General features: G+C 37.7%; 13 protein-coding genes. 7 read left to right on the top strand and 6 right to left on the bottom strand.

From position 1 onward, the window contains the following. Positions 1-71: 71 nt before the first annotated feature. Positions 72-2144, bottom strand: coding sequence for an alpha-ketoacid dehydrogenase subunit alpha/beta (locus B8967_RS10920; protein WP_084086115.1), 2073 nt, complete (start codon positions 2142-2144; stop codon positions 72-74). Between the two features lie 344 nt (positions 2145-2488). Here B8967_RS10920 and dnaE point away from each other — a divergent pair, with 344 nt between their 5' ends. From dnaE to B8967_RS10905, 3 genes are all read left to right on the top strand, one after another. After that, positions 2489-7156, top strand: coding sequence for a DNA polymerase III subunit alpha (gene dnaE, locus B8967_RS10915; RefSeq protein ID WP_084086114.1), 4668 nt, complete (start codon positions 2489-2491; stop codon positions 7154-7156). 332 nt (positions 7157-7488) lie between these two features. Then, positions 7489-11175: a fibronectin type III domain-containing protein gene (locus B8967_RS10910; protein ID WP_084086113.1), complete on the top strand. Its 3687-nt coding sequence runs from the start codon at positions 7489-7491 to the stop codon at positions 11173-11175. A 136-nt stretch (positions 11176-11311) separates the two neighbouring features. Continuing rightward, entirely contained in the window at positions 11312-13273 is a 1962-nt protein-coding gene (locus tag B8967_RS10905) for a T9SS type A sorting domain-containing protein (RefSeq protein ID WP_084086112.1), read from the top strand. A 98-nt stretch (positions 13274-13371) separates the two neighbouring features. Here B8967_RS10905 and B8967_RS22465 read toward each other — a convergent pair whose 3' ends face one another. Together B8967_RS22465 and B8967_RS10900 are read right to left on the bottom strand one after the other, a co-directional pair. After that, on the bottom strand, positions 13372-13530 hold the full coding sequence (locus B8967_RS22465; RefSeq protein WP_156126115.1) for a hypothetical protein: 159 nt from the start codon (positions 13528-13530) through the stop codon (positions 13372-13374). Positions 13531-13573: 43 nt separating this feature from the next. Continuing rightward, entirely contained in the window at positions 13574-14401 is an 828-nt protein-coding gene (locus B8967_RS10900) for an ion transporter (protein ID WP_047494200.1), read from the bottom strand. A 190-nt stretch (positions 14402-14591) separates the two neighbouring features. Here B8967_RS10900 and B8967_RS10895 point away from each other — a divergent pair, with 190 nt between their 5' ends. Further along, the gene (locus B8967_RS10895) at positions 14592-15689 is read left to right on the top strand and encodes a Nif3-like dinuclear metal center hexameric protein (protein ID WP_084086111.1); all 1098 of its coding nucleotides are present in this window, start codon (positions 14592-14594) and stop codon (positions 15687-15689) included. A 3-nt stretch (positions 15690-15692) separates the two neighbouring features. Continuing rightward, positions 15693-16469 (top strand): zinc ribbon domain-containing protein, encoded by a 777-nt coding sequence (locus tag B8967_RS10890; RefSeq protein ID WP_047494193.1) that lies wholly within the window; start codon positions 15693-15695, stop codon positions 16467-16469. Positions 16470-17053: 584 nt separating this feature from the next. Here B8967_RS10890 and B8967_RS10885 read toward each other — a convergent pair. Beyond that, positions 17054-18832: an AMP-dependent synthetase/ligase gene (locus B8967_RS10885; protein ID WP_084086110.1), complete on the bottom strand. Its 1779-nt coding sequence runs from the start codon at positions 18830-18832 to the stop codon at positions 17054-17056. Between the two features lie 242 nt (positions 18833-19074). Here B8967_RS10885 and B8967_RS10880 point away from each other — a divergent pair, with 242 nt between their 5' ends. Both B8967_RS10880 and B8967_RS10875 read left to right on the top strand, forming a co-directional pair. Continuing rightward, positions 19075-20214 carry an acyl-CoA dehydrogenase gene (locus B8967_RS10880; protein ID WP_047485691.1) on the top strand — a complete coding sequence of 380 codons (1140 nt, stop codon included), beginning with the start codon at positions 19075-19077 and terminating at the stop codon, positions 20212-20214. 21 nt (positions 20215-20235) lie between these two features. Then, positions 20236-20601, top strand: coding sequence for a hypothetical protein (locus B8967_RS10875; protein WP_047485689.1), 366 nt, complete (start codon positions 20236-20238; stop codon positions 20599-20601). A gap of 351 nt (positions 20602-20952) precedes the next feature. Here B8967_RS10875 and B8967_RS10870 read toward each other — a convergent pair whose 3' ends face one another. Together B8967_RS10870 and B8967_RS10865 are read right to left on the bottom strand one after the other, a co-directional pair. Continuing rightward, positions 20953-21897, bottom strand: a complete 945-nt coding sequence (locus B8967_RS10870) for a DUF4349 domain-containing protein (RefSeq protein ID WP_084086109.1) — start codon at positions 21895-21897, stop codon at positions 20953-20955. A gap of 394 nt (positions 21898-22291) precedes the next feature. Continuing rightward, entirely contained in the window at positions 22292-23887 is a 1596-nt protein-coding gene (locus B8967_RS10865; RefSeq protein ID WP_047485685.1) for a peptide chain release factor 3, read from the bottom strand. Between the last annotated feature and the right edge of the window lie 173 nt (positions 23888-24060).

Here is a 24060-nt window from a genome sequence, read left to right as displayed (position 1 = left end):
TATTAAAAGTAATGAAAAAAAACATAAAAAAAACCTCTAAATAAAATTAGAGGCTGTTATTTTAGATAAGCTTAATATTGCAGCATTTCTTCGATCTTTTTGGAGAGCTTCTCCGCATTGGGTAGCATTTCCTTTTCCAGAACCAGATTGATAGGAACGGCAGGGACATCCAAAGATCCCATCGTTTCTACCGGCGCATCCAGATATTTGAAACAGTTTTTTGAAATACGGTGCGCGAAAGCTTCTGCGAAGGAATTGTTAAGCTGTTCTTCTGTCAGAACAATACATTTTCCGTGAGCTTTTACTCTTTCAAAAACAAGTTCTTCATCCAGTGGGATTAAAGTTCTTAAATCAATAACTTCCACTCTGCCGTTGAAGTTTTTAACAGCTTCTTTAGCCCAGTAAACTCCCATTCCATAGGTAACAACTAGTAAAGTTCTGCCTTTTTCAGTTTCATTTTGATCTGCTTCAATAATTACTTTTCCTTTTCCAAACGGTAGGATGTAATCTTCAGCAGGTTCTATTGTTTTGGCATCTTCAGTTCCCGGAACTTTACTCCAGTATAATCCTTTGTGTTCCAGCATTATTACAGGGTTAGGATCATAATAGGCTGCTTTTAACAGTCCTTTGAAGTCTGCGGCATTGCTTGGGTAGGCTATTTTAATTCCCTTAATATTAGCCAGGATGCTTTCAACACTGCCACTGTGATAAGGTCCACCACCTCCATATGCTCCAATAGGAACACGGATAATATTGCTGACAGGGAATTTCCCTCCGCTTAGGTAGTTTGATTTGGAAATTTCGGTGATCAGTTGGTTAATCCCCGGATATATATAATCAGCAAACTGAACTTCTACGATAGGTTTTAATCCTACAGCACTCATTCCTGCTGTAGATCCAATGATGTAAGCTTCCTGAATAGCGGTATTGAAAACTCTTTTACTACCAAATTTTTTTCCTAAAGTCACCGTTTCACGGAAAACGCCACCAATTCTTTCTCCTACATCCTGTCCGTAAAGCAACGCTTCAGGATGCTTCCACATAAGTTCCTGTATAGCATGGATGGCAGCATCTACCATTACGATTTTTTCTCCATTGGCTGGTTCACGGGTTCCCGCTTCTTCAGTAATAGGAGTAGGAGCGAAGATGTGCTGCATTACGGTTTCCGGCTTTGGATCTTCCGCATTTTTAGCTCTTTCAAAAGCCTCTTCAGCTTCAAGACGAGCTTTTTTTGTAATTTGTTTTAAATGATCCTCATCAATACCTGCTTCCAGTAATTGTTTTCTAAGGATTTCTCCCGGATCTTTAGCTCTATGTTTTGTTAAATCTTCTTCGTTTCTGTAAAACTCTCTTCTTACACCAGAAGTATGGTGACCTATCAGTACCGTTTTTGCGCAAACAACCAATGGCTTTCTTTCTGTTCTTACAAAATCCACGGCCTTTTTCATCGCTTCGAAACTCTCTATGAAATCAGTTCCGTCCACTCTCATTCTGCTTAATCCCGTAAATCCAGCTACAAAGTCATACGCGTCACAGGTTCTTGCTTCCTCCTTGGTCACAGAAATTCCCCATTCGTTATCCTGAACCAGAAATATGATGGGAAGCTGATGTAATGCCGCAAATTGTAATGCTTCACTTACTTCACCTTCTGTTACCGAATTATCACCAAGGCTACAAACTACCACAGGATTATTTTCAAAATGCTGAAGATTGAAGTCCTGAATATATTTTATTCCCTGAGCTACACCGGTTGTAGGAATAGTCTGCATACCGGTAGCAGAACTTTGATGGATGATCTTAGGTTTATTCTCATCCCTGCTTGATGGATGAGAATAATAAGATCTGCCTCCTGAAAAAGGATCCTCAGCTTTAGCCAATAATTGAAGCATTAGCTGGTAGGGTTCAAAACCTATTCCCAAAAGAATACTTTCATCTCTATAATAAGGGGAAATCCAGTCTTCTTTTTTTAATTGATAGGCAGTTGCTAGCTGAATGGCTTCATGACCTCTTGAGGTACTGTGTACATATTTACAGACATTTCTGTTTTCTTCGTAAATATCGGCCATTGCTTTAGCCAGCATCATATGATTATACGCTTTAAGTAGTATATCCTGAGAAACTTTTTCGTGAAGTGTATTTTCCATAGGAAGCAAATATACATAAAAAAACAAAATACTAACAACTGTTAGTATTTTGCAATGAAATTATAAATTTACTGACTATTCTTTAATCTCTTTTCCTGGAATATCATGCTTGTTTTTTTTCTTCAACAGAAAAATTACAGCCCGGACTGAATTTTAAATACTACGAATTAAAATTGCTGATTTTGATTTATTAATGGAAATTTATTTTAAAATGAAAACATAAACCATTTTATTTTCCTGTTTTCATTAACAATTATTGATTGTTTATATGTTTACTTTAAAGTAATATTAGAAAAAAATGAAGTAACTTTACATTCTCTTTTTTAAAAAAGTTAGAAAATTATATGTACTTAATTTTTGACACAGAAACAACCGGTTTACCAAAGAATTTTAATGCTCCGCTTTCAGACTCAGATAACTGGCCAAGAATGGTTCAGATTGCTTGGCAGGTTCATGATGATGATGGGAAATTAATTGAAAATCAGGATTATATCATAAAGCCGGAAGGTTATGATATCCCCTTTAATGCTGCCAGAATTCACGGGATTACTACAAAAATTGCCAATGAAGAAGGTCGTGATCTTCAGGAGATTCTCGAAGAGTTTTCAAAAGTTCTTGAAAGGGTAAGGGTAGTTTCCGGGCATAATGTTGAATTTGACTACAATATTGTAGGAGCAGAATTTTATAGAAAAAATTTAGAAGATAACTTACAGGAAAAACCGAGGGCTGATACCATGATCCTGGGAACAGACTTCTGTAAGCTTGGCGGAGGCCGTGGAGGTAGATACAAATCTCCGAAACTTGAAGAATTATACGAAAAACTTTACGGAAATAAATTCGATGAAGCGCATAATGCTGCTGCTGACGTAAATGCCACAGCTCAGGTATTCTTCGAAATGATGAGGATTGGTGTGGTTCCGGCTGAAATACTGAAAATATCAGAAGACCAGCTGGCTTATTTCAAAAGTCTTTATCCTGATCCTATCAAACCTTTTGGAATTGTTATCCGAAGACAGGTTGCTGACTTTAATAATAAGAAAAAGCAGCAGGATTTTGGAAGTATAGACGAAATTGATCTGGGTAAATATTTCAATTTTGATAACCATAGCGTGTTTTCTACTTTGACTGCCACTTCAAGTATCAATGACCTGATTAAAAAAGCCTCTGATGAAAATTTTCCTGCCGTTGGAATGGTTGATTTGGGAAATATGATGGGAGCTTTCAAGTTTGTTTCCGCTGTGGAAGGTACTAATGGAGACAGAGCAAAAAAGCATAAAGAATATCTGGCTAAAAAACAGGAAGCGGAAGAAAAAGGTGAGGAATTTAACGAGGAAGAACCTGTTTCAGAACCACTGATTCCTGTGGTGGGATGTGAGTTTTATATCTCAGAGCGTTACGAACAGAAACAATTTACCAAAGATGATCCCGATAGAAGAACCCAGGTTGTTCTTCTGGCAAAAGACTTTAATGGGTATAAAAACCTGGCCAAGCTTTCCAGTATAGGATTCCTGAAAGGGTTCTATTTTGGGGTTCCCAGGATAAGCCGAGAACTGATTGCTCAGTATAAGGAAGGTATTATTGCGCTGACATCAGGAATTCTTGGAGATATACCTGATGCCATTCTAAATACCGGGGAACAAAAAGGGGAAGAGCTTTTTAAATGGTGGAAAGAGACTTTTGAAGATGATTTTTATGTTCAGCTTCAAAATCATCAGCTTCCTGAGGAGGAACACCTGAATGAAGTTCTGCTGTACCTGGCAGACAAATATAATGTTAAGATTTTAGCTCAAAACCAAACTTTTTATACCAATAAAGATGATTCCAATATTCAGGATATCGTAAGCTGTATTAAAGATGGTGAAAAGCTTACAACCCCTGTGGGTAAGGGATTTGGAAAAAGAAGAGGATTGGCAACAGGAGAGTATTACATCAAAAATTCTGATGAAATAAAAGAGGCCTTTCTCGCTTATCCGGATGCATTTGAAGCCTATGAGGAATTCTTTGCAAAATTTAAACCTTATACCCTCAAAAGAGATGTACTTCTTCCGAAATTTGATATTCCTGAAGAGTTTAATCATGCTGAAGATGATGTAGACGGAGGAAAAAGAGGGGAGATGGCATATCTTACTCACCTTACTTATGAAGGGGCTAAAAAGAGGTATGTGGATACAGGAATCACAGAGGAGATAAAAGAACGTCTTGACTTTGAGCTGGAAGTAATTGCCAATACGGGTTATCCGGGATACTTCCTTATTGTTCAGGATTTCTGTAATGAAGCCCGTAAAATGGGAGTTTGGGTAGGCCCCGGAAGGGGATCTGCTGCCGGATCAGCGGTTGCCTACTGTATCGGAATTACCAATGTAGATCCTGTAAAATATGACCTCCTTTTTGAGAGATTCCTGAATCCTGAGAGGATTTCCATGCCCGATATTGATATTGACTTTGATGATGAAGGAAGGGACAGGATTATTAAGTGGGTAATTGATAAATATGGACAAAATCAGGTCGCTCAGATCATTACTTATTCCGTTCTTGGTGGAAAATCTGCTATTAAAGATGCCGGAAGGGTTTTGGATGTTCCGATTCCTGATACCAATAATATTGCGAAGCTTATTCCTTCTACACCAGGGATGAATATTGCAAAAGCATTAGCAAAATATGAAAAACTAAAACCGGAAGAACAGATGCTTGTTGATGAGATGAGGTATGTTCTTAACAGTCCTGATGATGCCCGGCATGGAGTACTGGCAAGTGCCAAGAAAATGGAGGGCTGTATCAGGAATACCGGTATTCATGCCTGCGGAGTAATTATTACACCGGAGGATGTAAGTAACCTTGTTCCGGTAACCATTGCAGCGAAAGATGCTGATATTTTGGTGTCACAGTTTGATAACTCTGTGGCAGAAAGTGCAGGTCTTTTGAAAATGGACTTCCTGGGACTTAGAACACTGACGATCATTAAGGATGCTTTGAAGCTTGTAAAGGAAAGACACGGGATTGATATTGATCCTGATGAAATTCCCCTGGATGATACCCGAACCTATCAGCTGTTTAAAGAAGGAAGAACGGTCGGGATTTTCCAGTATGAAAGTCCCGGGATGCAAAAATACATGAGGGAGCTTAAGCCAACGGTTTTTGCCGATCTTATTGCCATGAATGCATTGTACCGTCCGGGGCCTATTAAGTATATTCCAAACTTTATTAACAGAAAGCACGGAATTGAGGAAATCGTTTATGATTTACCGGAAACGGAAGAGTATCTGAAAGAAACCTACGGGATTACGGTTTATCAGGAGCAGGTAATGCTTCTGTCTCAAAAATTGGCCAACTTTACCAAAGGTGAAGCTGATACATTGAGAAAGGCGATGGGTAAAAAGCAGATTGATGTTCTTAACAAAATGTATCCTAAATTCATTGAAGGAGGCCGAAAGAATAACCTGAATGAGGAGAGGCTGGAAAAGATATGGAATGACTGGAAAGCCTTTGCAGAATATGCCTTCAACAAATCTCACTCTACCTGTTATGCATTTATTGCGTATCAGACAGCTTTCCTGAAAGCCAATTACCCAGCCGAATATATGGCGAGTGTAATGAGTAATAACATTAACAATACGGATTCGATCACTATGTTTATGGAGGATTGTAAAAGTATGGGCGTTGATGTTTTAGGTCCGGATGTTAATGAATCGCAGTATAAATTCTCAGTTAACGAAAAAGGACAGATCCGTTTTGGACTTGGAGCTATTAAAGGAATTGGTGAAGGGCCTAGTGAGGGAATTACCAGAGAAAGAGAAAACGGTAGGTTTAAAAATATATATGATTTCTTTGAAAGGATATTGCCTTCTCAGATGAATAAAAGAGTTGCAGAAAGTTTAGTGCTGGCTGGAGCTTTTGATGAACTGGACTCCTTCCACCGAGGTCAGTATTTTGATATCGATATGGCTGGAAGAACCAATCTGGAAAGATTGATCAGATACGGACAAAGTTTTCAGGAGAGTAAAAATGAGATGGAACATTCCCTGTTTGCTGATTTTGCAGAAGAGGTCCAGATTGAACAGCCGAAGTTACTTCCTTGTCCGGAATGGCCCAATATGCACACCTTAAATAAGGAGAAAGAGATCATTGGATTCTATCTTTCTGCACATCCATTGGATGAATTCAAGTACCAGTTCCAGTTTATGCAGGGGCAGCTTTCCAAGAAGTCGGTGCTGGAAAAAGAGGAAGGAGAAAAGACCGGGACTGATGAAACACCTGTTTTAGAACAGGATTCACAGGATGAAACGGTTGACCTTACTGAAATTGTATCTGATGACGTAGTTGCAGGAGAAGAGGAAGTTATAGAAGAGGTAACCAAAAAAGCAGAGCCAAAAGGGACTTTTTCATTTCTCAATCTTGATGAGGTAGATGCTTACAAAGAGCAGGCTTTCGCAAATAAACAGGAAGAATTGTTTGAAGAGAAAAAGAAGGACTGGAAAACACTGCAGAAAGAGAGAGAAAACGGAGGCGGTGGGAAAGAATACACCGTAGCAGGTTTAATTACGGAATATAGAGTTCAGGACGGTTTCAGAAGTGGTGAGAAAGTAGCTTTTGTAACGCTTGAAGATTATTCCGGATCTTATTCTTTCAGGCTTGGAGACAGGGATTACATGAGGTTGAAAGAAAAGCTTGAAGTTCAGAGGTTTGTGATTTTTAAGATCAAATTTGCCCAGGTAAAAGATGGCCGGGTTTTCGTGAATGTGAATGATGTGATTGAGCTTCAGGAAGCATTTGAAAGATTTGCGAAAAGCATATCTCTGGTGATGGACGTAATGGACGTAAGACCTGAAGATCTTGATTTTTTCAGAACAGTTCTCGAAAGGAATAAGGGAAATCAGAAGCTAAAATTCTTTATTAAGAATATTGATGATGATTCTCATATAGAAGTCCAGTCTATGAAACATTCTGTAGACCTCAATGGGGATCTTATCAAAGAAATTCAACTGCTTAATAAGTATGAATTTTATCTCAATTAAAAGAAAATGGTAAATAAATATCTGTAAAAGCGGCTTTTTAGCCGCTTTTTTTATTGGGTTTTGGTGAATTTAGTGATTTTTTATCAAAAATTATTTTATGTTAAATAGAAGCTTGATTATGGTATGGATTTATTATGCGTATATGTAAGTATTTGACAATCAGTTTTTTATAATTTATAATTGATTGATGAAAAAACGTTAAAACTAAATAATTGTTTAATTTTAATTAAAAATAATTGATATTTATTGATTTTTAAACATTGATTTAAATTAATTTATGATTTTTTATTGAATATTTATTTACATTTACCCTCTAATTTTATTTACTATATATGAAGAAACTTCTACTCACGTGCATGGCTGCTTTTTTTTATAGCGTATCTGCACAGGTAGGTCCTCCACAAACTGCGAATCCAAATACCAATAATGGTTATGGATTTGTTCAGAGTCTGGGTACCTACACTCCGTTATCCGCAGGTAAAACTGTCTGGCAGTCCGGGACTGCTTTGAATACCGATGCTGCTTCTGCAGCTATTACCTTGCCGGCTCCATTTAAATACAATGGTAAGATCTACACCAGTATTTACATCAGCAACAATGGGTATATTACCTTTGGAATTGCTCCCTCAGCCGGTAATACGAGTGTTTTGACAACTAACTCAGCTTTTGAAGGCGCGGTAGCAGGATTTACAGCTAATTTAAGAGCTGCCAATACTACTACTTCGGAGATTGCTTACGAAACAATCGGTTCTAAGTTTGTGATTCAGTTTACAGACCTTCAGAGTAATAGCGGTTCTGCTGCTCAAAAGTTAAATTTCCAGATCGTATTGGATACAACCGCTAATACCGTAGAGATTATGTATGGTGACTGCGCTTCCGGTACAGCGACCTTAAGTGGACAGGTAGGGTTAAAAGGAGGAGAAAGCTCTGATTTGAATAACAGAGTAGGGACGGACTGGACAAGCACCACTGCAGGGGCAGGATCTACAACTACATCCTGTACTTTAGGAACCACTAACGGAAATACGGTTCCGGCTTCTGGTCTTAGTTTTAAATATACTCCGGGAAACTGGATTGGAGCTCCGTCTTATGCTTCCATGCCTTATACTGAAACTTTTTCTGCCTGGGGTAATGGAAATTCTGTAGGAGATCTGCCTAATGTTTCAAACTGGAGGTCATGGCCTTCCAGAGGAGATAATTCATGGAGATCTACCGAGTTGACAGCTGCTAATGCTGGTTTTACAAGTGTATCGGGATGGACAGATGTCTCTGAGTCTACGGCCACACCTATTTCTTCTCCGGCAACGGCTCCTGCGGCAAGATTCCATTCTTACCATGTTTCTGCAGGTCTTTATGGATATATGGACCTGTATATTGATTTATCTTCCGGAACAGGAGAGAGAGTTCTTTCTTTTGATTATGTGAATGTATCCGGTACAGATAATCTTAAAATACAGCTTTCAACCGATGGCGGGGCTACCTTTACAACGGTAGGTACTGCTTTTGGAACTTCTGCTACATGGTCCAGTAAAAATGTTGTTTTAGGCTCCAATAGCTCTACTGCAGTGATAAGATTCCTTGCAACGGGAGATTTTGGAAGTGATGATATATTCATAGACAATGTTAAAGTGAATGCTATGAACTGTCTGATGCCTGCGACGGTTACTACCGGAACGACAACGGCTACCACCGTTCCTGTCAACTGGACGGTTACTACTGCCGCACCTACTTATGATATTTACTACAGTACATCAGGAACAGCACCTACTGCTGCTTCTACACCAACTTTTACCGGCGCTACGGGGACAACTCAAACGGTTACAGGACTTACACCATCCAGTACTTATTATGTGTGGGTAAGATCGAATTGTGGAGCTGATCAGAGTATCTGGGTATATGGGGCTACATTTACGACCAAAACATTCTGTCCTTCGGTATCTGCTCCAACTTCATCAGCAACCGGAGTGGCTTTGAAGCCTACTTTTACGTGGACTGCCAATGTTGACGCTACCGGTTATAAATTATCTATCGGAACGACTGCAGGTGGAACGGATGTTTTAAGTGCTTTTGATGTAGGAAATGTTACTACGTATACATTACCAAATGAGTTGGCTTACAATACAAAATATTACTATACAATCAATTCTTATAATGCTACCCAAACTTCTACGGGTTGTACGGAAAGAAACTTCACTACTTTGTCAATTTGCCCTACGGTTTCTGCACCGGCATCTGCTGCTGCTGACGTTTCGTTATCACCTACCTTTACCTGGTCGGCTGTAACAGGGGTGAATGGATACAAATTGAGAATAGGAACTACTCCCGGAGGAACGGATGTTATGAATAATGTAGATGTAGGAAATGTAACGACCTATACCTTACCTACCGTTCTTAATAATTCAACAACCTATTATTATTCGGTAGGTGCTTATACAGCTACACAAAGTTCAACGAACTGTACAGAAAGAAATTTTTCGACCGTTTGTGGTACTGTAACCTCTTTCTCTGAAAATTTTGATGGTGTGACAGCAGGAAACTGGCCTGCATGCTGGGGAAAAGTAGGAACGACGGGAAGTGCTAATACTCAGGCCGGTTCAATAGGAAGTACTCCAAATGTTCTCTATATCTATTCTTCTAGTACCAGTAATATTGCAATAGTGAAAATGAGACCGGTAAGCACTTTAGATACAGGTCTTTATAGATTGAGATTCAAAGCGAGGTCAAACTCTACTTTAGGAGGGAAAGTTGAAGTGGGATATTTAACAGACCCTACGGCGGCATCTTCTTTTGTAAGTCTTGGGATTTTTACAACGACCAGTACCACTGTTGCAGATAATTTTATAGTGAATAGTATTACTGCTCCGGCAGGAACTACAACACTTGCTTTCAGACACACAGGAAGCCCTGCCAATAGTGTTCTTATCGATGATGTAAACTACGAACTGACTCCTGCATGTGCAGATCCTGCAGCATTAGTGGCATCTGCTGTTCTTGCTCAAAGTGCTGATGTTTCATGGACTGCTCCTGCAACTGCTCCGGGCAGTGGATATGAAATTTATTATTCTACATCCAATGCAACTCCTACTGTAGCAACTCCGGCAACGATAACTAATATCACAGCTACCAATAGAACTTTATCAGGTCTTGCAGCGAGTTCAACATATTATGTTTGGGTAAGATCTAACTGTAATGGTACAGATAAAGGAGCATGGGTAGGTGCGGTAACATTTACTACGGCTTGCCTTGCTATTGTTCCGGCTTATACCAATGATTTTTCAACATTCCCGGGAATGTGTTGGTCACAAGCATCCGGAGGATCGCCTTCTACAGGATCTACAGGATCTACTGCATTGTGGATTGCTGACGGATTCCTTAATTCCGGAACTACTGGGGCTGCCAAAATGAATATTTACAGCGCTAACAGAATTGGATGGCTTAAGACTGCAGCATTCGACCTTTCTGCTGGAGGGTATAAAGTTGAATTTGACTACGCAGTGACAGATTTTGCTGATACTATTTCATCTGCTATGGGAAGTGATGATACAATGCAGTTTGTCGTTTCCACAGATGGTGGAACTACATGGACAGTGTTGAATACATGGACAGTAGCCAATGGGCCTTCCAATGCATTAAATACTTATTCTTTGGATCTTACAGGATATACCAATCCTAATACAATCTTTGCATTTTACGGTTCTTCGGGTACCACAGATGATGCTGAAGACTATGACTTCTTTATAGATAATTTTAAAGTGACAGCTGCACAGTTAGCCACTTCTGAGACTAAGGTAAAAGAAGGACTTAAAGTATATCCTAATCCGTTTACTGATGTTATTAACATTTCGGATGTATCTCAGGTGAAATCTGTTTCAATCATTGATTTGGCAGGAAGGGTAGTGAAGACTGTAGAGTCTCCTTCTTCTGTACTTCAATTGGGAGATTTAAACCACGGAATGTATCTGACTGTATTATATATGAAAGACGGATCTAAACAGATCTTTAAAGTCATAAAAAAGTAAAATTCATTAATTTTTAATAATTACAAAGCAGCAACTCTAGAGTTGCTGCTTTTTTTAATATTTTTTTAATTTTTTTAAACGTTGTGTTAAAATTATTATTAATTTGGTAATCAAGTTAACACTAAATTAAAGAAATATGAAGAAAATATTACTTTTATGCCTGTTTACAATAAGCATGGTACTAAATGCTCAAATCAACCTTGGAGAAGGGAGCACTGAAACCGGGAACGCCCCGATCAATCCTTATTATGGATATTCGTATATTCAGCAGATCTTTACCAAACAGGAAATTAATGCTAATGCGGCGGGAAATATCACCGGCGTTAAATTTTATCTGGATGCTTCAGCGTCTATTGATAATTCATCTGACTGGGTTGTTTATCTGGGACATACAGCCAAAACAAATTTTACATCTGATGATGACTGGATCCCTGTAGCCCAGCTGACACAGGTATATGCGGGAACTGTTACGAATGCTAATGGAGTAATAGAAATAACTTTTGCTACCCCATTTCCCTATAACAACACGCAGAATTTAGTCATTGCAGCAGAAGAAAATTCCCAAGACTATGATGATGATGACATATTCTCTGTATTTAAATATGGTTCGGTAACAGACCGTACCCTTTCTTACAGCAGTGATTCTACAAATCCTGACCCAGCAAGCCCTCCAACAGGTGATTTGTTGGAATATAGATCTGTGGTGAGTCTTATGGGGCTTACGATTAATCCTATTCCTGCTTGTCCTATGGTTGGATATCCGGGAAATAATTCAACATTTATACCGGTGTCACCGGATATTACGTGGAATGCCCCTCAGGGAGCTACGGGGTATAAGATTTCTATAGGAACAACACCTGGAGGAACTGATATTGTTAATCAGCAGTCTGTAACGACCAATAATTTTACACCTACCTCTCCACTGGCTATTGATACCGATTATTATCTTAAAGTAACAGCAGTAGGTGCTGGAGGCGAATCTGTAGGATGCTCTGTCATTAAATTCAGAACTGCTCCGGCTGCTCCGGCTAATGATGACTGTACTGATGCTGTAGTACTTACAGTAAATCCGGATATGAACTGTGGCAGTGTAGCATCAGGATATACCCTGGGTGCTAGTGACTCAGGATTATTGACTGATCCGTGCTACGGCGATGCAGATGATGATGTTTGGTTTAAATTTACCGCAACAGGCACCAGTCATGTAGTTACGCTCAGCAATGTGGTTTCTATTGGAAGTGATTTTAATGATGAGGCTTATTACCAGGTTTTTAGCGGAGATTGTGCAAATCTTGTAAGTACCTTGTGCGGATATGGTGGAATGGAAATTCTTACCGGTCTTACAGCAGGAAATACCTATTATATAAGAGTATACAGCTATGGCGGAGCTGGAGAAGCTCAGAGCTTTAATTTATGTGTGGGAACTATACCTCCACCACCGGCGAATGATGAATGTTCAGGTGCTTTAACTGCTGCTGCATTCCCATATACCTATACACAGTCTGATGCTGCAGGGGCTACTAATAATGGGGCCTACCTTGAAATGTGTACTAATGGGATGAATGACGGGACATGGTTTACTTTCACAGGAGATGGAAGTACTTTCGATATCACTGTAACCACTCCTGCAGATAGTTATTTTGACTCTCAAATCGGTGTATTTAGCGGCGCATGTGGCAGCTTAACCTGTGTGGACACTATAGATGGGAATGGATCCGGAGAAACAGAAACAATTTCTATCCCAACGGTTGCCGGAACGGTCTATTATGTGAATGTAGGGAATTACAGTACATGGTCTGATGATTTGGAAGGAACATTTACCATCTCTATTAACAAAGAAAATCTGGCAACTTCAGAAACTTCTAAAGCTAAAAATACGGTTCAGGCATATCCGAATCCATTTACGGAAGTACTGAATATTTCAAAGATTGATCAGGTAAAATCAATTTCCATTTCTGATATTTCAGGAAGATTAATGAAAAGTATTGATCAACCGGCTTCTGTTCTTCAGTTAGGAGATCTGAAATCAGGAATTTATTTAGTAACTCTGAATATGAAAGACGGATCCAAGCAAACCATTAAAGCGATTAAAAAATAAAACAATAGGCTTTAATTTCTTACTATAAAAAAGGAAGAGTGAAATATTTCACTCTTCCTTTTTTATGTCGATATCGTGTATTTATAAGTTATTACTCATTATTTATTGGGTACGGGTTGTATATCTCCAGTATTCATCATCTCAAAAACTGTTGGAAAGAACATGACAAGAATAAAGTAGATGATAATCATTAGTACAACTAATGCAAAAAGGATAATGACTAAGCTATTGGGCTTGTTTTTCTTTTGTGGTTCCATGATTTTGTGGTATTTGGTTGATAAATTAAATGAATACTAAATATTAAGCTAATTTCTTGCCACATTGTTTGCAGTATCTGGCATCATCATCAATATCTTCGTTACCACACTGTTCACATACCTTTTCCAGGTTCTGTCTTTTATTCCGCATTTCTGCGGTTACAATTCCGGTAGGAACAGCAATGATAGAGTAACCGGCCAGCATCAGAACAACCGCAAAAAACTTCCCTAAAGGCGTAATAGGAGAGACATCTCCATATCCTACGGTAGTTACAGTAACCACAGCCCAGTAAATAGATTGTGGAATAGTTTCAAATCCCGGTCTTCCTCCTTCCACCATAAACATCAGGGAACCAACGATTACCGAAAAAATAATTAAGAATAAAAGGAAAATGTAAATCTTTCTGGAACTGTTTTTTAAGGCCCTGACAATCACGGAACCGTCATTCATGAAGTCCATAAGATTGAAAACCCTAAAAACTCTGAGCATTCTCAGCATTCTGAAAATCAGGAAATACTTCGTTACCGGAAAGAAAAAGCTTAAGTAAAATGGAACCAGTGCAAAAAAATCAATAACTCCAAAAAAACTGAAAATATAATGTTTCTTATTTTTTACCACGGCAATCCGCATGGAATATTCAATGGAAAAGAAAATAGAGATAATCCACTCCAGAATTAGAAATGTATAATGAAATCTTTTGTCCAGCTGAGGTACACTTTCCATCATAATGATAGCAGTACTGACAAGAATTAAGGATAATAATATGATATCGAAAAGTTTTCCGAGCTTAGTGTCGGAGCGGTAGATGATCCTGTAAAGATATCTTTTCCAGAGTGTATCTTCCGGAACAAGATTGTGTTCTCTTTCCATTTAAATTGGGTTATTTCACAGTGAAGATAATCATTTTCATGAAGTATAGCGTAAAGATAGATCTGTTAAAAGGAAATTCCCAATATTACCCTATGCCATTATGATATATCAATAGTTTTTTATTGACGTAGAAATTTTTTCGGAATCCTTGTAAAATTAATATCTTCGCTGTAACTGTAAAAATAGACTAATGAAGCTAAGAGCTGTAATTTCAAAGATTGAAGAGGAAATAAGTATCAGACAGGCAGAGGATTTTGATAACGTGGGATTGCTGTGTGGTGTTCCCGATCGTGATGTAAGCGGAATTCTGGTATGCCATGATGCATTGGAAAATGTAGTAGAAGAGGCAATTCTGAAAAACTGTAATCTGATTGTTTGTTTTCATCCGATCATATTTTCCGGGCTAAAATCCCTAACAGGGAAAAACTATGTTGAAAGAGCTGTTTTAAAGGCTATTGAAAATAAGATTGCGATTTATGCTATTCATACGGCATTTGATAATGATTTCTTTGGGGTCAACCACGGAATATGCAGCCAGCTGGGATTAAAGAACATGAAAATTCTTCAGCCTAAAGAAAATAATTTGAAGCAGCTGACGGTTTTTGTACCTAAAGACTATTCTGAAAAAGTAAGAGAGGCTATGTTTTCAGCAGGAGCGGGCAATATAGGTTTTTACGATGAATGCAGTTTTACTGTCAATGGAAATGGAACATTTAAGCCGGTAGAAGGTTCCAATCCATTCTCCGGAGAGAAAAATATTCGTGAAAATGCTGATGAGGATATGATTTCCGTAATTTTTGAATCTTATAAGCAGGGGCAGATCGTTGGTGCAATGAAGACCGCACATCCATACGAAGAAGTGGCTTATCAGGTTTATACTCTGGATAATAAAAACCAACATGCCGGATTGGGAATGTATGGTGAGCTGGAGGATGAAATGGATGAAAAGGATTTTCTGCAGTTTGTAAAAGAAAAATTCAGTCTTGAAGTGATAAAACATTCTGCTTTTAATCATAAAAAAATAAAAAAAGTAGGGGTTCTCGGAGGATCCGGAGCCAGTGGAATCAGAGCTGCAATTTCCAAAAAATGTGATGTTTACCTCACCGGAGATATTAAATATCACGATTATTTTTTAGCGGAGTCCAAAATGCTGATCTGTGATATAGGTCATTATGAATCAGAACAATTTGTAAGTCAACAATTATTTGAAATTTTATCACAAAAATTTAGTACATTTGCAATTTCAAAATCTATTGAAAAAACAAACCCAGTAAATTATTTCATTTAACATATGGCAAAAACCAACGATATTTCAGTTGAAGAAAAATTAAGAGCTTTATACGATTTACAGATCATTGATTCAAGATTGGATGAAATCCGAAATACTAGAGGAGAATTGCCAATTGAAGTTGAAGATCTTGAAATCGAGATTGAAGGTCTTGAGAAAAGAGCTGAAAAATTTCATGCAGACATCAAAGAACAGGATGATCAGATTAAAACCAAGCATGAAGTTATTAACCATGCAAAGGCTTTAATTGAGAAATATAAATCTCAGCAGGATAATGTAAGAAACAACAAAGAGTTTGAAGCATTAGGAAAAGAAATGGAATTCCAGGATCTGGAAATTCAGCTTGCTGATAAGAGAATTAAAGAATTCGGGGTTAAAATTGCTCACAAAAACGAAACTTTAAGCGAATTGAACGCAAAGATCGATGATTTAAAAAACCACTTGAAATTCAAGAAAGAAGAATTAAACGATCTTGTGTCTGAAACTCAAAAGGAAGAAGAATATCTGTTAGAGCAATCTAAAGAATTCGCAGGTAAAATTGATGAAAGATTATTGGCTTCTTACAACAGAATCAGAACAAACTCTATCAACGGTCTTGCAGTAGTAGGATTAGAAAGAGGCGCTCCAAAAGGATCTTTCTTCACTATTCCTCCTCAAAAGCAAATGGAAATTGCTCAGAGAAAGAAAATTATTATTGACGAACACTCTGGAAAAATTCTTGTAGATGATGAGTTGGTAATGGAAGAAAACGAAAAAATGAAGTCTGTAATTAAATTCTAATTATTGATTTTAAATAATACAAAAGCTGTTTCAGAAATGAGACAGCTTTTTTTATAGTCTTTTTGAAATAGGTGTTGTTTTGGGAGATGGGTGTAAACACTAATGGCGCAAATGTTTTCACAAATAGCACTAATGCTTTTTAGATAAAACTTCGTCGCTGTTTATGAAAGTGCTGGTTTAGATTCCTTCGGAATGACAAACAGGGCGTTGAGTAGTTAGGAATATCTGATAATCGGAGAGGCTAGAAGGGGGAAGTATTCAATAGGAATGGTCCTGGTCTGTTTTATTTTAAAAATATATGGTGGTTGTTAAACACTAATGGCACCAATGTTTTCACAAATAGCACTAATGCTTTTTAGATAAAACTTCGTCGCTGTTTATGAAAGTGCTGGTTTAGATTCCTTCGGAATGACAAACAGGGCGTTGAGTGGTTTGGAATATCTGATAATCGGAAATATTCAATAGAAACGGGCTTTAGCCCGTTTTACTTTAAGATCCATATTCCAATGGCTTTAGCCTAAACATTAAACATCATGCTCTTTTTTAAGCATAAAAAAACCGCTCCAAAGAAGCGGTTAATGTTTTTATTCATGATGATCATACATCTTATTGTACAGGGCGATAAATTTCTCTTTTACGGCCTTTCTTTTTAGCTTTAAGGTTGGGGTAAGCAATCCGCTTTCAATACTCCATACTTCAGGGGTCAGTTCAATCTTTTTGATCTTCTCCCAGTTTCCAAGGTGCTCATTAATACCCTCAATTTCTTTTTCTATTCTTTGTTTTAATTCTGTGCTTTTAGCAATTTCTTCAGGGGTAGAGCCGATATTTAAATTATTTCGCATGGCCCAGCTTTTTGCAAATTCAAAATCAGGCTGTACCAATGCACACGGCATTTTTTCACCATCACCCACAACCATGATCTGTTCAATGAATTTAGATGCTTTCGCCAAATTTTCAATAGTTTGAGGTGCAATATATTTTCCACCGGAAGTTTTGAACATTTCTTTTTTACGGTCTGTAATCTGTAAAAATCCATCACTGTCAATATGCCCGATATCTCCGGTCTTGAAAAATCCATCTTCAGTAAAGGCCTCTTTGGTCATTTCTTCATTTTTGAAATAGGCTTTGAATATAGAAGGTCCTTTTACTGTGATTTCACCATCTTCCTGGATTTTTACCTTTAAATTATCTAATGGCACTCCTACGGTTCCCACTTTCATTTTTTCAAAGCTGTTCACAGAAATTACAGGAGATGTTTCCGTTAAGCCATATCCTTCTAAAATAGGAATTCCTGCATTTTGGAACATGAGGTTTAATCTTGTAGACAAAGCTGCAGATCCGGAAACTAAAGTGATAATTTCACCGCCTAAACCTTCTCTCCATTTAGAAAATACCAGTTTGTCTGCGATGATTTCCTGTATTCCGGACGGTTTTGAAATTTCCTTCTTTTTAGTAATTAAATTCAATGCCCAGAAGAATATTTTTGATTTCAATCCTCCTGCGGAAGAACCGGTATTGTAAATCTTATCATATACCTTTTCTACCAGTCTTGGAACCACCGTCATATAATGAGGTTTCACTTCTTTTACATTTTCTCCCATTTTGTCGATACTTTCGGCGAAATAAAGTGAGAATCCGTTATATTGGTAAAGGTAAAAGAGCATTCTTTCAAAAATATGACAGATAGGAAGGAAGCTTAACGCTCTTGTTTCCTTGTAGTCCAGGCTTCTTTTCTTGGGAATTCTTGGAATAGATCCCAGAACATTGGAAACAATGTTATTATGGGTCAGCATCACTCCTTTAGGTCTGCCGGTAGTACCGGAAGTGTAGATAATCGTTGCCAGGTCTTCCGTATTGATGGCATTGGACAGATCTTCCACTTCAATTTGTGTAGATTCATCCTTACCAAGATCCAGAATTTCTTTCCAGTTGGCAGCACCGCTTATATTGTCGAAAGTAAAGATTCCCTGTAGACTGGGAATATTGTGTTTTACTTTCATTACTTTATTGAACAGTTCTTTGTCAGAAACAAAACAATACTGTATTTCTGCATTATTGAAGATAAATTCATAATCTTCAGGAGAAATGCTAGGATAAACCGGTACCGAAACAACACCGATCTGAGACATTCCGAAATCCATGATAGCCCACTCCGTACGGGAATTGGTAGTGATCAATGCAATCTTATCTCCTGGTTTTATTCCCAGCTTCAGTAATCCCCTGGATATCTTATTTCCCTCATTAATAAACTCTTGTGTAGAAGTTTTTTTCCATTCACCATGGTATTTAGTGACAAACATATCCGTTTTAGGATATTTTTCCAAAGCGTAGTGAGGAATATCGAATAATCTCTTTATCGTCATGATTTTTTAAGTAATTTATAAAGAAATCTAAATATAAGCATTTTTTTTAATTTTAGAAGTTTGAATGAAATAATTGAATGTTTACCATAATATATTGATTATTGAAGGCGTTTTTCTAATGATAGGCCCCACTGAAATATACTTTTTTTAACTAACTTCTAATCACTCTATTCTAACTTCTAATTTATATTTCCAGATTTGCTTAAAAAGTGTAAATTTACGGCTATCTAATTATTTTTTTTATGAACTTTAATTTATCAGAAGAACAGTTGATGATTCAGCAGGCAGCAAGAGATTTTGCACAAAATGAATTATTACCTGGAGTTATTGAAAGAGACCGTGACCAGAAATTCCCTGCAGAACAGGTTAAGAAAATGGGTGAGATGGGTCTTTTAGGAATGATGGTTGATCCACAGTACGGAGGGGCAGGTATGGATAGCGTTTCTTACGTTTTGGCAATGGAAGAAATTGCAAAAATTGATGCTTCTGCTGCCGTTGTAATGTCTGTAAACAATTCATTGGTGTGTGCCGGTCTTGAAAAGTTTGCTTCTGAAGAACAAAAAGTAAAATACCTTACTCCTCTGGCAAGTGGAAAGGTAATCGGAGCATTTGCATTATCTGAGCCTGAAGCAGGTTCTGATGCAACTTCTCAGAAAACAACAGCAGAAGATAAAGGAGATTATTATCTTTTAAATGGTATTAAAAACTGGATCACAAACGGTGGAACAGCTTCTTATTATATCGTAATTGCTCAAACAGATCCTGAGAAAAAACATAAAGGAATCAATGCTTTCATCGTAGAAAGAGGATGGGAAGGTTTTGAAATCGGATTAAAAGAAGACAAATTAGGAATCAGAGGAAGTGATACTCACTCTTTGATCTTTAACAATGTAAAAGTACCGAAAGAAAACAGAATCGGTGAAGACGGATTCGGGTTCAACTTTGCTATGGCAGTGTTGAATGGGGGAAGAATCGGTATTGCTTCTCAGGCATTAGGTATTGCTTCGGGAGCTTATGAATTAGCTTTGAAATATGCTAAAACAAGAAAAGCTTTCAAAACCGAAATCATCAACCACCAGGCAATTGCTTTCAAATTAGCTGATATGGCTACTCAGATTACAGCAGCAAGAATGCTATGCTTCAAGGCAGCATGTGAGAAAGATGAAGGAAAAGATATCTCTGAAAGCGGAGCTATGGCAAAATTATATGCTTCTCAGGTAGCGATGGATACTACCATTGAAGCAGTACAGATCCACGGTGGATATGGATACGTAAAAGAATACCACGTAGAAAGATTAATGAGAGATGCAAAAATCACTCAGATCTATGAGGGAACTTCTGAAATCCAGAAAATCGTGATCTCAAGAAGTATCGCAAAATAACTATTTTAAAACACACATTCTATGAAAAAATCTTTGTGGATCACCCTCGGTGTCGTACTGCTATTGTTAGGAGTATTTGTATGGTATAAGTACTTCTTCGTTTTTGGAGAAGGTGTGAAATCCGGATACCTGAATTATGCCATGAAAAAAGGCTATGTCTTCAAAACGTATGAAGGTAAACTGATTCAGGAAGGATTTGGAAAAGGTAAAGCGGGAGGTATTACAAGCTATGAGTTTGAATTTTCTGTGGATGACCCTGAAGTTTTCAAACAGCTGGAAACCAATAGTGGTAAAACCTTTGACCTCCATTACAAAGAATACAATGGGGCACTTCCCTGGAGAGGAAACACAAAGTTTGTCGTAGATAAAGTAGTGAATATGAAATAACAGAAAGGCTTCCAATTTGGAGGCCTTTTTATTTTTTAGAAGCTGTTTCCCGCTATCCACTCATACTCCTCGCGCCAGCTCTCCGGCTGATACTTGCTGCGGGGTAACCGTTGCTATCGGGGCTATTTTATGAGTAATGTATAATGTATAATGTATAATGTATAATGTATAATGTATAATGTATAATGTGGTTGTTACATATCAATAGGGGGGGCTTCGGTCAGCTTTCTAAAATGATACTACCATTTAGCCAGACTTAATAAGTAAAGAAGAATAGAAATTGACACAATTCGGATTATTTAAATTCATTTTTCGGCAAAAAAAATCCATCACGAGGATGGATTTTAAATTCTAGTGAGAATCGTTATTAGGAAGGTTTCTATTTCTTTTTTTGTAAAAATAATATCCAATACCGCCGATCAGGAACAGAGGCCACAACGGAAGGATAAACAGGAAAATAGAGGTGATCACATCCCAGCCTGAAGAAATGGCTGCCAGCGATTTTTCTCCGAAATTTTTAGGCGCTTTTTCAGCTTCTGTTTTGTCTGTAAGACTTACTGAAATGCTGCAAATAGCATTATCCATATAATTAGTTCCTGAAACCTGAATATTTTTGCTCTCAATATCACCAATACTATTGTTTAAAGCATCCATTAAGCCATCAAAATTCTGAATAGGAACTTTGATATCCATGGTGTATACTTTTTGGTCCTCACGTCTGCGGTCCGCAGATTCTATATAAGAAAGATCTTCACTTTTGATATAACCGTTATTTTTAAGGGCTTCCTCCTTGATGATTTCTTTCACAGTTTCCGCATTGTCTGCTTTGATAGAGATCTGACCGGATTTTACCATTCTGTTTTTAGGTGTGTTCAGTTCGTAACTGTCATTTTTAGGGTTGTCTTTATAAATGACTTTGGTTTCTTTGATCACCTTGGGAGCAGGAACATTCACGATTATTTTTTCAGACTTCTTTGCTGTAGAATCCTTTTTCTCCACCTTAGACTCCAGTTTTGTAGAGGCAATTTTATCAGATAAAGAATCCACAACTTTTGATGTGTTTTCTATTTTCTGCTGGATCTCGTTTTTGGTGTTTTCAAAATCTTTTATTTTGATATTGGCAGAATCAAGAGTTTTGCTGATGGTATGGCTGGCATTGTCTACAGCTTCCGCAGCAACACTGGAAGCACTGTCTGCCGTCTGTATTGTTTTTTCAAGTTGAGATTGTGCAGCTTCTCCTTTTTTACACATAATGAAGGTGCTTGATATAGCCACTAGTAAGATGAACTTTTTCATAACATTAATTTTTGATGAAGTAAAATTAGGAGGGGAGCACCCGAAACACTTGTAAATAGAATGTATTATACTGGTAAAATGATAACTGTTATAGTATCAGTGTTTTGTATTTGTTTTACAAGAGATTTACAAAGCCGTTTTGCAGATCCCATATTGCTTTTGATGGGATTTTACCAGGATATATTTGAATATGTCAGGCTTTATAGCTTAGTATATCTTTATTCACCTGAAGACTGAAGAGATTATGCAGACTTTTTATGAAAATAAATAAGGGAAATAATCTTGTCTTAAAGTAAGACCTTTTTTAGTTCTTCTTAAATCTTAAGGGAAAAGTATGAATAAAAAAATCCGCAGAGAAAACCTCTGCGGATGTATGTTTTAGCAATTTTGCTTATTAATGATCTTTAAACTCACTGATGAAGTGCAGTTTCACATTCGGGAATTTTTCCTGTGTCATATGAATCGTAAATGAGGAGTCTGCTAAAAATACAAGCTGGTTGTATTTATCTCTGGCAAGGAATCTTTGTTTTAATCTTGCAAATTCTTTAAACTCTTCTGATTTTTCATCAGCCTCTACCCAACATGCTTTGTGCATAGATAGGGGTTCGTAGGTACATTTAGCACCATATTCGTGCTCCAGACGGTACTGGATTACTTCATATTGAAGCGCTCCCACTGTTCCGATAATTTTTCTATTGTTCATTTCCAGGGTGAATAGCTGTGCAACACCTTCATCCATCAACTGATCAATACCTTTTGCCAACTGCTTGGCTTTAAGCGGATCATTATTATTGATATAACGGAAATGTTCCGGAGAGAAACTAGGAACTCCTTTGAAGCTAAGTTTTTCCCCACCGGTCAGGGTATCACCAATTCTGAAATTTCCTGTATCGTGAAGACCTACGATATCACCAGGGAAACTTTCCTCCACGACTTCTTTTTTATCAGCAAAGAAAGCGTTGGGAGACGAGAACTTCATCTTTTTACCCTCTCTTACCAGTAAATAGTTTTCATTTCTTTTAAATGTTCCCGAAACAATCTTGACGAATGCCAGTCTGTCTCTGTGTTTAGGATCCATATTAGCGTGGATCTTGAAAACAAATCCTGTAAAATTGCTTTCCTCAGGTTTCACTATACGAAGGTCACTTTCCTTAGGCTGTGGCATTGGAGCAATTTCAATAAATGCATTCAGAAGCTCACGTACCCCAAAGTTATTTAAAGCAGAACCGAAGAATACCGGCTGAAGATCACCGTTCATATATTCTTCACGGCTGAATTCAGGATATACAGATTGGATAAGTTCTAATTCTTCTCTTAATGACTGGGCCGCTTTTGGACCAATTGCCTCATCAATAGAAGGATCGTTGATATTATCGAAAGTGATGGATTCTCCTACTTTTTGTTTTTTCTCTTCCAGGAATAACTGAATATTGTTTTCCCAGATATTATAAATACCCTGGAAGTCACTTCCCATACCAATAGGAAGAGAAAGAGGAACTACTCTTAATCCAAGTTTTTGTTCCACTTCATCCAGCAGATCAAAAGCATCTTTACCTTCACGGTCAAGTTTATTGATGAAAACAAGCATCGGAATGTTTCTCATTCTACAAACTTTCACCAGCTTTTCTGTCTGTTCCTCAACCCCTTTTGCGACGTCAATGACAACGATTACAGAATCTACAGCAGTTAACGTTCTGTAAGTATCTTCAGCAAAGTCTTTGTGACCCGGAGTATCGAGAATGTTGATTTTATGATCTTTATATTCAAAAGCCAATACGGAAGTCGCTACAGAGATCCCTCTCTGTCTTTCAATTTCCATAAAGTCGGAGGTAGCTCCTTTTTTTATTTTATTGGATTTTACCGCACCCGCTTCCTGGATGGCTCCCCCGAAAAGAAGTAATTTCTCCGTAAGAGTCGTTTTTCCGGCATCCGGGTGGGAAATGATCCCAAAAGTCTTTCTTTTTTGTATTTCTTTGATTAAGTCTGACATATTGTATTTTGAAGTTGCAAAAATCGTGATTTTTTACGAGGTTTTCAAATAAAATACAAGAATGTTGGTTGGGAGGTTCAGGTTCCAGCTTTTGAGTGTTTCACGATGGGGGAGATGCGGGATTTCATGTTTTATATTAAATGGAAAATAAATACAGAGAAATAGAGATTCAA

This window comes from Chryseobacterium sp. YR221, from assembly GCF_900176315.1.
Taxonomy (GTDB): Bacteria; Bacteroidota; Bacteroidia; order Flavobacteriales; family Weeksellaceae; genus Chryseobacterium; species Chryseobacterium rhizosphaerae.
Note: the sequence above shows the minus strand (reverse complement) of the source record. Positions and strands in the feature narration are given on the sequence as shown.